Source organism: Colwellia ponticola, from assembly GCF_005885605.1.
Taxonomy (GTDB): Bacteria; Pseudomonadota; Gammaproteobacteria; order Enterobacterales; family Alteromonadaceae; genus Colwellia; species Colwellia ponticola.
In genome coordinates, this window is record NZ_SZVP01000004.1 from 198854 (window position 1) to 210801 (window position 11948).

General features: G+C 39.0%; 14 protein-coding genes. 5 read left to right on the plus strand and 9 right to left on the minus strand.

Annotated features, from left to right (window positions below):
* Positions 1-81 precede the first annotated feature (81 nt).
* Genes ccmI through FCS21_RS07000 form a run of 4 tightly spaced genes read right to left on the minus strand, consistent with a single transcriptional unit; the run spans position 82 to position 4470 of the window.
* Positions 82-1362: a c-type cytochrome biogenesis protein CcmI gene (gene ccmI / locus FCS21_RS06985; RefSeq protein ID WP_138621802.1), complete on the minus strand. Its 1281-nt coding sequence runs from the start codon at positions 1360-1362 to the stop codon at positions 82-84.
* Positions 1363-1398: 36 nt separating this feature from the next.
* A complete protein-coding gene (locus FCS21_RS06990; RefSeq protein ID WP_138621804.1) occupies positions 1399-1866 on the minus strand; it encodes a cytochrome c-type biogenesis protein in 468 nt (155 codons plus the stop codon).
* A gap of 1 nt (position 1867) precedes the next feature.
* The gene (locus tag FCS21_RS06995; protein WP_138621806.1) at positions 1868-2416 is read right to left on the minus strand and encodes a DsbE family thiol:disulfide interchange protein; all 549 of its coding nucleotides are present in this window, start codon (positions 2414-2416) and stop codon (positions 1868-1870) included.
* Positions 2417-2418: 2 nt separating this feature from the next.
* The gene (locus FCS21_RS07000) at positions 2419-4470 is read right to left on the minus strand and encodes a heme lyase CcmF/NrfE family subunit (protein ID WP_138621895.1); all 2052 of its coding nucleotides are present in this window, start codon (positions 4468-4470) and stop codon (positions 2419-2421) included.
* A gap of 327 nt (positions 4471-4797) precedes the next feature.
* Between FCS21_RS07000 and ccmA the strand changes: the two genes are divergently transcribed.
* From ccmA to ccmE, 5 genes are all read left to right on the plus strand, one after another.
* The gene (ccmA, locus tag FCS21_RS07005) at positions 4798-5457 is read left to right on the plus strand and encodes a cytochrome c biogenesis heme-transporting ATPase CcmA (protein ID WP_138621808.1); all 660 of its coding nucleotides are present in this window, start codon (positions 4798-4800) and stop codon (positions 5455-5457) included.
* A 251-nt stretch (positions 5458-5708) separates the two neighbouring features.
* A complete protein-coding gene (gene ccmB / locus FCS21_RS07010; RefSeq protein ID WP_138621897.1) occupies positions 5709-6362 on the plus strand; it encodes a heme exporter protein CcmB in 654 nt (217 codons plus the stop codon).
* Positions 6362-7105: a heme ABC transporter permease gene (locus tag FCS21_RS07015; protein WP_138621810.1), complete on the plus strand. Its 744-nt coding sequence runs from the start codon at positions 6362-6364 to the stop codon at positions 7103-7105. The genes ccmB and FCS21_RS07015 overlap by 1 nt, the downstream gene beginning before the upstream one ends.
* A gap of 62 nt (positions 7106-7167) precedes the next feature.
* Entirely contained in the window at positions 7168-7431 is a 264-nt protein-coding gene (gene ccmD / locus FCS21_RS07020) for a heme exporter protein CcmD (RefSeq protein ID WP_138621812.1), read from the plus strand.
* Complete coding sequence (gene ccmE / locus FCS21_RS07025; RefSeq protein ID WP_138621814.1) at positions 7431-7967, plus strand: cytochrome c maturation protein CcmE; 537 nt, start codon at positions 7431-7433, stop codon at positions 7965-7967. The genes ccmD and ccmE overlap by 1 nt, the downstream gene beginning before the upstream one ends.
* Before the next feature lie 129 nt (positions 7968-8096).
* Here the strand turns inward: ccmE and nagA are convergent, their stop codons facing one another.
* The 5 genes from nagA to FCS21_RS07045 form a co-directional block, all read right to left on the minus strand.
* A complete protein-coding gene (gene nagA / locus FCS21_RS07030; RefSeq protein ID WP_138621816.1) occupies positions 8097-9230 on the minus strand; it encodes an N-acetylglucosamine-6-phosphate deacetylase in 1134 nt (377 codons plus the stop codon).
* Positions 9231-9382: 152 nt separating this feature from the next.
* Positions 9383-10279, minus strand: coding sequence for an N-acetylglucosamine kinase (gene nagK / locus FCS21_RS07035; protein WP_138621818.1), 897 nt, complete (start codon positions 10277-10279; stop codon positions 9383-9385).
* Positions 10280-10286: 7 nt separating this feature from the next.
* Entirely contained in the window at positions 10287-10442 is a 156-nt protein-coding gene (locus FCS21_RS16775; protein ID WP_171035651.1) for a hypothetical protein, read from the minus strand.
* A gap of 257 nt (positions 10443-10699) precedes the next feature.
* On the minus strand, positions 10700-11050 hold the full coding sequence (rraB, locus tag FCS21_RS07040) for a ribonuclease E inhibitor RraB (RefSeq protein WP_138621820.1): 351 nt from the start codon (positions 11048-11050) through the stop codon (positions 10700-10702).
* A 31-nt stretch (positions 11051-11081) separates the two neighbouring features.
* A complete protein-coding gene (locus FCS21_RS07045) occupies positions 11082-11810 on the minus strand; it encodes a 1-acylglycerol-3-phosphate O-acyltransferase (protein WP_138621822.1) in 729 nt (242 codons plus the stop codon).
* Positions 11811-11948 lie beyond the last annotated feature (138 nt).

Below are 11948 nucleotides of genomic sequence, written 5' to 3' on the forward strand. Positions count from 1 at the left end.
ATTAAAAAAATAAGCTTAGCTAAAATGATAGTTCTAGCTAAGCTTAATTACGTTTACTTGAGTTGTGTTATGTTGTGTATTTTACTCAACCAAACTATCAACCACCAGCTCAAGTGTTTCACTTCGATTAACATCTACACTAAGGGCTTGTGCTTTATAATCACCTGGTTTAATACCAACACCACCTTGCATTGAAACAACCGCATAAACGTGAACTTGCTCAACACTGGCTAAGTTATTGGCTGGGCTCATCGCTTGGCTATTGTTCAGTACCACTACTTTAGGTAAGTCACTCGCTTTTATTTTAATAGCGGCAAGCGGCATACGCTGCCCGGTAGTGGGTACGGCGTAAATAAAGACTATACGGTCTTCACCGCCAGCAAGTTGCTTGGTAATTTCATCAGATAAGCTAACACTAACAGTTAATTGCGGACCCGTTTCAGCTGCTGCCTGTGTAGTGTTATCTGCCGAACCTGTCGACTGACCAAGGCGGTTTTTAGCTTCAGCTACCGCTTCTTTTAGCGCAGTAATATTTACGCCTTGATTATTGGCATCAATAACACGCTGCCAATAGTTTATCGATAACTGGTAATTTTGAGCAATAAAATTGTGCATACCTAATAAAATATTGGTTGAGGCATCATTACTATCAAGCGCTAAGGCTTTATCAATATAAGTTTGTACTTCAGGGGTAATTTTTTGACCATTTTTATAATAGATAGCTTGCGCAATAGCCCCTAATAAGTCGGCATGTTCACCTTCAATTTTTATTACTTGGTTAAAGGCGTCAATCGCTTCATCAAAAGCACCCACAGCAACATAAGTTTGCCCTAAGTTATACCAAGCTTCACTATCATCAAGATTTGAATCAATATGATCTTGTAACTTAATAATATGTGCCATCGCTTCATTTTCACGTTGCTTTAACCTTTCTTCTTGTGACATTGTCTCTTGCTGACCATGGCTTGACGGTACCTGGGTGATTACTCTATAGCTGCCTTGTTTATTATAAAGCACTACGGTAAAAAAAATAATGAAGACGCTTAAACCTAAAGGCCAAAGTGGAGAGTAGGTTTTCTTTGCTGAAACGGTATTGGTTGCTTGTGCTGATGTACTTTCAATATCTTGTAGCAAAGTGTTATTAAGCTCACTTAATAAATACTGATAGTTTTCTTCATCAATACCACCTTCGCGATAATCTTTTTCTATCTCTTTTTTGTGCTCATGATATAAACGCACGTTAGTTTCGTCACGTATATTACCAACAACATGCGCTTCTTCTGTCTTTTGTTTGAAGAAAGGTCGCCATACCATTAATAATAATAAAATTAGAAATATAAGGCTTATTACTAAAAATTCCATAATGTTATCTACTACTTATTTTAATGTATCGAGAGGTTATTTATCATTTAACAACTTTTTAAGCTTATCTTGTTGTTCAGAAGATAAAGCCAAGTCTTTCTTATCAACAGGCTTTCTGCGAACAATCATAATAACCACCAAAATAGCTAACAAAATTAACACCGCTGGACCAAACCATAACACATAGGTTAATTGAGAAACTCTTGGGCGATATAAAACAAACTCACCATAACGGTCCACCATGAAATTAACAATTTCACTATCGGCTTTACCCTGTTGTAATAAGTCATATAACTCTTTACGTAAATCAGCAGCAATGGGCGAATTAGAGTCCGCTAAGTTTTGGTTTTGACACTTAGGACAACGTAATTCTTTGGCTAATGCTTGAAAGCGTATTTTAGTCACTTCATCATGAAATTCATAAGTATCTACAGGACTTGCTTGCACTGGGTTTACCGTTAACATAAATGCTAAGGCAAGAAGTATAAAGCTAATTAAGCGCATGTTATTTCCCCTGCTTTTTTTCTTCAATGAGCTGAGCAATTAATGGCTCAAATTCTCGTCGCCACACCCGTGTATCAATAGCACCAGCAAACCGTTTACGAATAACGCCATGGTGATCAATAACAAAGGTTTCAGGTGCTCCATAAACACCTAGGTCTAAACCCAAAGTGCCTTTTTCATCAAAAATAGAAAATACATAAGGATCTTCATAATTTTGTAGCCATTGCTGCGCGGCCATACGATCGTCTTTATAGTTTAAGCCATACAAGGTTACTTGCGGGTCTTTAGCTATATCAACTAAATAAGGGTGTTCATATTTACAGGTTGGACACCACGTTGCCCACACATTAACTAAAACAATATCACCGTTAAGATCAGCATTGGTCACCAGCTTGTCATTATCAGTTAGCGTTTTTAACGCAAAACTTGGCATAGTTTTCCCCACAAGTGCCGATGGCATTTCCTGTGGGTCAAGTGATAAACCGCGATATAAAACTACCCCTAAGGCAAGTACTAATATTAAAGGTAAAAAACGAATTAACTTACCCATTATTATACCCCTGATGTTTTTTTGTTAGCTGTTGATGAGCTAGTGGATGAACTAAGTACTGGGCTAGTTAATGAGTCAGCCATTACTTGCGAATTATCAACCACTGTTTTTCTGCGGCGATAGCGCTTATCAAAGATAGAAAGCAGCGCACCAAGTCCCATGAAAATAGCACCTAACCAAATCCAACGAACGAAAGGTTTGTAATGTACGCGAATAGCCCAAGCACCCTCTGGTAGTGGGTCTCCTAAAGCAACATAGACATCACGGAATAAGCCTGGATCAATACCTGCTTCAGTCATACCCATGGTTTGTACACGGTAAGTACGACGCTCTGGTTTTAATAACGAAACAAAGTCACTTTCGCCTGAGCTGTTCACTTTATAGATATTAATTTGTCCTTGCTCAGCACTATAGTTTGGCCCTTCAATATGTTTAATGCCTTTAAACTCAATTTCATAACCAGAAATAACCACTCTTTCATTAAGCGACATTTTCATGTTAGTTTCGCTTTCATACATTGACACGATTGTCACGCCAACAATAGTAATAGCAATACCTGCATGAGCTGTTGCCATACCTAAATGACTAATCGTTAATTTTCCTGATGTGTTAAGTTGATGATGGACTTCCTTTACTACCACTAAGAAAACCCAAGTAGCAAGCGTAATCCCCATAGCAACTAAGGCATTAAACTCACCACCGTAAATCACAGGGAATAGCAAACCAAAGGCAATACTAAACACAGACGGTTTAAATAAATGTTTGCGTAGTTCACCTTTTTTAGCTTTTTTCCAACGAATTAACGGCCCTATTCCCATCACAACAAATAAAATACTCATAATAGGAATAAAAACGGCATTAAAGTAAGGAGGACCTACCGATATTTTTCCGTACCCTAACGCATCAACTAATAGAGGGTATAAGGTGCCTAACAATACGGTGACAGCGGCAACCACCAAAATCACATTACACAGTAATAGTGCTGTTTCTCGGGAATAAAAAGCAAAGCGAGAGAAACTTGAGACAGTACTTGCTCTAAATGCATAAAGGGTTAACGATCCGCCCATCGCAATAGCTAAAATCATCAAGATGAAAATACCACGTGAAGGATCGGCAGCAAAAGAATGCACCGATGTGATCACACCTGAACGTACCAAGAAGGTACCCAATAAACTTAAACCAAAGGCAAAAATAGCCAGTAATATTGTCCAGTTTCTAAAAGTGCCACGTTTTTCTGTTACGGCTAATGAGTGAATCAGTGCAGTGCCGACAAGCCAAGGCATAAACGAAGCATTTTCAACCGGATCCCAGAACCACCAACCGCCCCAGCCAAGTTCATAATACGCCCACCAACTGCCTAGTGCGATACCAATTGTTAAAAACATCCATGCACCTAATGTCCAAGGTCGAGACCAGCGAGCCCAAGCTGCATCCATTTTGCCAGCCATTAATGCAGCGACCGCAAAAGCAAAAGCCACAGCAAAACCAACATAACCAAGATATAACAATGGCGGATGAATAATTAATCCAACGTCTTGTAATAGTGGATTTAAATCACGACCTTCCATGGGTACATTAGGCCATAAGCGTTCAAATGGATTAGAAGTAAGGAGAGTAAAAGCAATAAAGCCTATAGCGACCATACCCATAACCGCTAAAACACGGGCAATGAATTCTTCTTCAATACCGTCTGAAAAGCGTGCTACGGCGGCTGTCCACGCGGTTAATGAAAAAACCCATAAGAGTAATGAACCTTCATGACCACCCCAAACTGCGCTAATTTTAAAATAGTAAGGCAAGTGAGTATTAGAGTGACTCGCTATATATTTAATAGAGAAGTCATCGATAACAAAACTGTAAGCAAGGATAACAATACTGATAGCGGTAAATAAAAACATACCGTAAGTAAGAGGCTTAGCATAGCCCATGAGTTTTTTTAACGAACTCTGCTGTGAACTCTGTACTCCAATTAACGGAATAAAGCTTAAACAAAATGAAAATGCTAAAGCAATAATAAGGGCTAAGTGTCCTAGCTCGGGTATAAGCTCAGGCATTTGTGTGGCTACCACATCTGGTATCATTGGTTTCTCCGCTCTACTTCAAAAAAAATTAACCTGTAGTGGCTAATTATCAATACTAATGAGGTTAAAAATTACCGCGTCATACTAACATCTTATTAGAGCAGATATTAATGTTATTTAAGCGCTCAAGTTGTTTCATAATGTTACAAGTTTCTGGGTAATATTAATAACGGCTATGGTATTATGTTGCTCATATGAGAAGTTACTCGACCCACATACACTAAACTTCTTGCTACTAGCTTGGGGTAAAATTTGAACTTTAACCTTAACTAAACGTTGAGAAAATAATAAGTGAATACCTTGTCTAAAAAAAATTCGACACCGTTAATCAGTGCCAAAAAACTTACCTGTATTCGAGAAGAGCGCTTATTGTTTGATGAACTCTCCCTGGAGATTAGCGCCGGTGACATAGTGCAAGTAGAAGGACCTAATGGCTCAGGAAAGACCAGTTTATTACGTATATTATCTGGACTATCGCAGCCCTATGATGGAAAAATATTTTATAAAAACCAATTAATTAGCCGCTGTAGAGAAGAATTTCATCAAAACCTACTGTATTTTGGTCATTTATCTGGCGTAAAAGGTGAAATGACCGCTGAAGAAAATCTTGACTTTAATTTAGCCCTCCATGGTAATAACACCACTGAAAGTTTGGCTTACTTGGCTAACGTTAACCTTGCCGGTTTTGAAGATAGTTTAGCCTCACATTTAAGCGCAGGTCAGCATAGACGTATCGCCTTAGCACGGTTATATCAAAGTCATGCGCCTATTTGGATTTTAGATGAACCTTTTACTGCCATTGATAAACAAGGTGTCGCGAGTTTAGAGCAATTATTTATTGCCCATGCCGCTCGAGGTGGTTGTGTTATTTTAACGACTCACCAAGATTTAATTACTATTAAGCCCGAGCAAGTAACAAAAATCACCTTAGATTATAGCTATGATAGCGCTTTTGATTAATACATCACCTTCAGCGCATATAGAGAAAAGACCTAATGACCTTAAAAGCTAACGCTGAACAAGCCACTAAACATTCTGTTACAAAGCATACAACAATAAAAAGCAGTTCAACTGAGAGTCTTTCAGCAGAAAGTGTCATAATGGGCAAGGTTTCAATAGAACATATCAGCTTGGAAAGTAGCACATTGAAAAGCACAACGTTGGAAAGTCATACACAGTCATCACCGCAACTCTCATACCGTCATGCATTTATGCTGGTATTAAAGCGTGATCTTACTATTGCTATGCGCCATAAAGATGACATTATTAACCCGCTACTCTTTTTTGTTATTGTGGTGACGCTGTTCCCACTAGGAATAGGCCCAGAAGCACAAACGTTAAGTCGTATTGCACCAGGCATTATTTGGGTAGCGGCGCTACTGGCAACGTTATTATCACTCGATCGATTATTTAAATCGGATCACCTCGATGGCTCGCTAGAGCAAATGTTACTCAGCCCTCACCCTATTTTTATTTTAGTGTTAGCAAAAATATTTGCCCATTGGTTAATCACCGGCTTACCGCTTATTTTAATAGCACCACTACTGGCAGTGTTATTACATTTAGATGAGCGCAGTTATACTGCCTTGTTATTAACCTTGTTACTTGGCACGCCTGTGCTGAGTTTACTTGGCGCAGTCGGTGTCGCACTTACTGTAGGGATTAAAAAAGGCGGCGTATTACTGAGCCTGCTTGTTTTACCTCTTTATATACCTGTGTTGATTTTTGCCACCAGTGCGATAGATACTGCCGCACTTGGTTTACCTTATAGCGGTCAGCTTGCTATAATCGCGGCATTATTTTTTGGTTCTTTAACACTAGCCCCTTTTGCTGTTGGGGCCGCACTAAAAGTGAGTACTAACTAATGTGGAAATGGTTACACCCTTATGCAAACCCAGAAGTCTCTTATCACCTAACTAATAAGTTACTGCCTTGGTTTAGTGGCCTAGCGGCAGTATTTTTAACCATTGGTTTAGTATGGGCTTTGTTATTTGCCCCTGCTGATTATCAGCAAGGTGATAGTTTTCGTATTTTTTACGTACATGTACCTGCCGCGTCCTTGTCAATGGGCATTTATTTTGCCATGGCAATTGCCGCGTTTAGTAGCTTAGTATGGCAATTGAAACTTGCGGATGCCTCAGCAGCTGCTATAGCTCCTGTTGGCGCAGCATTTACTGCTATTGCACTTATTACCGGTGCTGCATGGGGTAAACCTATGTGGGGTACTTGGTGGATATGGGATGCTCGTTTAACGTCTGAACTTATTTTATTGTTTTTATACCTAGGGGTTATCGCACTACATAACGCGTTTGAAGATAAAAACCTTGCCGGTAAAGCCGCTGGGATATTAACCCTAGTGGGTGTCATTAATATCCCGATCATTAAGTACTCAGTTGACTGGTGGAATACACTCCATCAAGGCTCTACCGTCAGTAAGTTAGGTAAGCCATCAATGTCACTTGATATGCTATGGCCATTTATCTTTTCTTTTATTGGTTTTTCATTCTTAGTCGGGGTGATTATTTGTCTACGTTTTCGTAATGAAATATTAGCACGTAATAGCATACGCCCATGGGTACGTGAGCTGGTAAAAAATAAGGCCTGTTAGCCATATCAGTTAACATTTAACGTGACAAAAATAAAATTAGCAACGTAGTTGGAGAGCATTCAATGCAATTTAATAGTTTTAGCGATTTCATCAATATGGGCGGTTATGGCTTTTATGTATGGCTTTCTTTTGGTGTGTCGGCTTTAATACTTAGCCTTTTGTTGATCAGCTCTAAACGTGGCCATCAGCAAATTATCAATCAAATTGCTAAGCGCAAACAACGTGAAGATAAGCTTCGCGAAGCTAAAGCACTTAGAAAAAAGCACAATGAAAAAAATGAAGAAGCTAAAAAAGCTAATGCAGCATTAAACGAGGTAACTGAATAATGAATCCACGCCGTAAAAAACGTCTAGCGATTGTTGGCTCTATCCTGATTGGCATCAGCGTTGTCGCTGGGCTGGTTTTATATGCCTTAAGTCAGAACATCGATTTATTTTTTACCCCATCTGAGATCACTCAAGGTAAAAAAGACACTGGCTTAAAGCCAACCATTGGTCAGCGTATACGTATTGGGGGCTTAGTCGTACCCGGTTCAGTAAAGCGTGACGCTGAAAGTTTAAAAGTGTCATTTAGACTAAGTGATATGACTATGCCCATCGTGTTTAAAGATAGCGATCCTATGATTACTGTTTATTACGAAGGCATATTGCCGGATCTGTTTCGTGAAGGCCAAGGCATTGTTGCCAATGGTACCTTAACTGAGCATCCACCAACGGGGTTAAGTATTGAAGCCAGTGAAGTACTTGCTAAGCATGATGAAAACTATATGCCAGCTGAGTTAGCTGAGGCAGCCGGTCAAAAACATGACAAAACTACCTATAGTGACAAGCAATTAGAGAGTAAAAAAACTAACAGCTATTAAGGCTAAAAATTAACTTAACTGCTAATAATACATAGCATTGGGATGACCTTGTGCAAGGTCATCCGCCTTCATTAAACGCTCGTATTCACAACGCTCATATTAACGACTTTTATAATATAGTTAATTACCCTAGTAAAACTTTTTCCCCGCAATCCAAGTTTCTTTCACCGACAGATCATCGTTTAGTACCAGCATATCTGCTTGCTTTCCTTGGCAAAGCTCACCGCGAATAAGCGTGTTATGGTGATATAAATACTGGGCTGGGTATAAACTTGCCATACGAATAGCTTCACCTAGCTCAATGCCTAACTGTTGATGGGTGTTTTTAACAGCAGCTGCCATGGTTAATGAAGAACCAGCCAGCTCACCAGTGGTTGATGTCAGTTTGCCGTTATTAACATAAACAGTACGATCGTAGAGCGCAAATTGAGTGAGTTCTGTACCTACAGGTGGCATAGCATCAGTCACTAAAAACACCTTGCCCTGTGGCTTAGCTTGAATAGCTAATTGACAACTAGCGTAATCAACATGGAAACCATCTACAATTAAACCGCAACTGGTGTGATTATTTAACAGTGCAGCACCAACAACGCCTGGTTCGCGCCCTTGCAATGGTGACATAGCATTAAACAAATGGGTAAAGCCACTTGCACCGGCATCAATAGCTGCTTGTGCAGTTTTAAAGTCGGCATTAGTGTGCCCTAAACAAACTCTAATACCTAACGCGACCATACGTTTGATATCAGCTGGACTGACATTTTCTGGTGCAAGAGTAACTATCACCTGTCCTATGTCTTGGCGCGAAAACACCTGCCACTCCTCAGCTGAAATACTGCGAATGTAATCAGCACAGTGTGTGCCTTTTTTCGCAATGGATAAGTGCGGTCCTTCGAAATGAATACCAATAATACCTGGAACGCCTTGTGCTATTGCTTGTGCAATGGCATCAGCAGCTTGTTGCATTATTGATAGCGTATCGGTAATTAACGTTGCCATCATGGCTGTAGTACCAAACTGAGCATGAGCCTTTATCATGGTTTTTAATTGCTCAACCGATGGTGAATCATTAAATAAGGCTCCACCACCACCGTTTACTTGTAAATCAATATAACCAGGCACAACTAAACCGGTAGCCATAATATCAATCTGACTAATGTTTTGATCAATGGAGGTAATTTTACCATCAGCTATGGTTAATACCTGATCTTCAAGAAAGGTTTTTCCATTAAAAAGTCGTTGAGCATAAAAACGTATTGGCATCATTGGCTACCCTAAATTATTTACCCTGACATCTTTGTCATAAAATACTTGTCATAATATAGCAACGTTAAAATATCAGCTTCAATGAGAGTTTGAGATGAAGTGCTAATCATCAATTGTTATAGCAATGAGTTAACGTAGTTAAATATATTTAGCTACTGCCTAGCTTGCTGTTGTCTAGCATAGAGTACAGCACCAACTTCAGGCGCATTTAATGGTGGAGATAATCGGCTTTGCAGCGTATTGGCTAACCAAGGTATTAACCTTGATGTTAAGCCACCTATCATTGACAAGCGCGGTGGTTTTTTCTGAAATAACGTTTCAGCCATCATATTAATATATTGGGCTCCGTCATTAATAATAGCCAAAGCGGCTTTATCACCGAGCTCTGCGGCAGCAAAGACTACGCTAGCTTGTTGGGCATAAAAGGTTGCTTTTTGGTTAGCTACCGCTTCAACTAAATCAATATCACTATGACAGTTAAGTTTTTTTAGTAACGCATCTGTCATCAGTGTTGTGGGAAGTAAGCCGTCAAGAGAGAGTAACACTTGCTCAACAGCTTGTAAGCCAAACCAAGCGCCACTGCCCTTATCTCCTTGAGGAAAGCCATGACCACCAACAACAGTATACTGCTGGTTAACGCAACAAAAGCCACAAGAGCCAGTACCACTGATAATGACTGCGCCATCACTACCGTGGTGAGCCCCTAAACAAGCAATTAATAAATCAGTGGTTAAATGCATAGTCTTAAAAGGGTGTCGCCAAGCGGAAACTTTATCAAATAATATCGGCATGTTAACGCCCGCCAAGCCAATCCCAGCAATAACGTCATGGAGTTGAATGTGCGCCAACCCGGCATTATTAAGTGCTAGCGTTGCTGATTGAGTAATAGAATGAGTCGCTTGTTCAAAACCATGTAACGGATTACCTGGACCTGAAATTCCCATACCCAGTATTTCGTTATTCTCGTTCATAACAATGGCTTTGCATTTACTGCCGCCACCATCAATACCTAAAAATAACGACTGACTGGTATTACTGAGCGTTGACATAGGCAATTTATTTACGATTGAATGATTCTTCAATTTTTTTCATTTTTGCTAAATAATTCAAGTGCGCTTTTCTCGCTGCAAAAATAAAAACAGCGATAACGGCAACTATTGATAGAGAGAGTACGATAGGCTCTTGTGAGAGTATATTATTCAACCATTCCATGGGTTACTTTCCTTAGTATTACTTTTTTAATATAAGAGACTGAGAGCTGCAAATATCAGTCGATATAGTTTAAAACTATATCTTAAACGTTGATAACTGTACGTTATATGTAACGCCTTAGATCTATACATTGATAACTTATATAGTAGCTATATATAAGTTATCAGTGACAAATAACCTGAGCGTTATTGGTCACATGGTAAGATATTTTATAACCTTGTTCAAGTTATAGAATATTTTACCTTTCATCGATAAAACTACTCTTCGAAGTAAGTGCCCCAACCATCGTAATCAACACCACATTTTTTTGCTAACTCAAACATCGCTTGGGTTTCTTTTTTGATTAATTCTACTTCTAGCATCTGCTCGGTAACAATATCAAAAGCAAACACCTTATCGCCATTTTCTAATTCGGCTTCTTCTGGCTCTTCAATTTCAAGGCCTAATTTAAATGCTGCGATAGCTGTTTTTTCTAATAGATCAAAATCACTGCTCGCAAAGTGGTGCTCTATCGTATGATAAACTTCGTCATTAGTGCCATCGCCTAACAGTTCAGCAATTAACATTTCAGTGTGGCTAAACCATTGTTGTAATTCTTCATCAATCATCTTTACTACCTATTTATTTTCTTTAAACAATTTATCTATTACGATAAGCCGCTGCTTCAGCTGATAACTTATCAATCTTATTAGCCATTAATGTATGCACTTCATTTACTGTAGAACGTAAGTTATCTCGATTAGCCGCCTCCAAATAAATAGGCGCTAAAAACTCGATAATAATTTTACCATTATTCCAACGATTTAAATCAATAGTACCCACTTGGTTACTAGCACAAATAGGCACAATCGGTACATTCGCTTGCATCGCGGTACGAAAAGCGCCCGTTTTAAATGGTAATAAACCTTTACCTCGACTACGCGTACCTTCGGGAAACACCCAAACCGACAGTTTGTTTTTTCTTATTTTATCTGCCGTTAACTCAATAGTATTCATGGCTTTATTGGTGTTTTTTCTATCAATTAAAATATTACCGGTTAACCAGTACATTTGCCCAAAAAAAGGGATCCACTTTAAGCTTTTTTTACCTACGCTCACAGTGCCCGGTTGAACCGCGTTGGCATGGGTAAACAGATCATAGCTATTTTGATGATTTGCCAACCAGACAACAGGGCCAATATTTTTAACCGACTCAGGAATTCTAACCTCAACGTTAATACCCAGTAAGGTAGTCACTTTTCCTAAAAATTTTGCGGTATGATAAACATTATTGCGATGAAACGGACGCAACAAACAATAAAGTATTGAGGTAATGCTAATGATAAATAACGCCAAAAATAATAAAAATATGCGTATAACAGCTAACAAATACAGCTCCAACATTAATAGCTAAAAAGATTATGGGCGAGTATACAGAAAAAATAAATAATAAAGCTATTATTTATTTAGCTGAGAGCTTGGTCAGTCGATTATAAGAGCGTTTGAGTAAACGACTTTTAGTGTCGA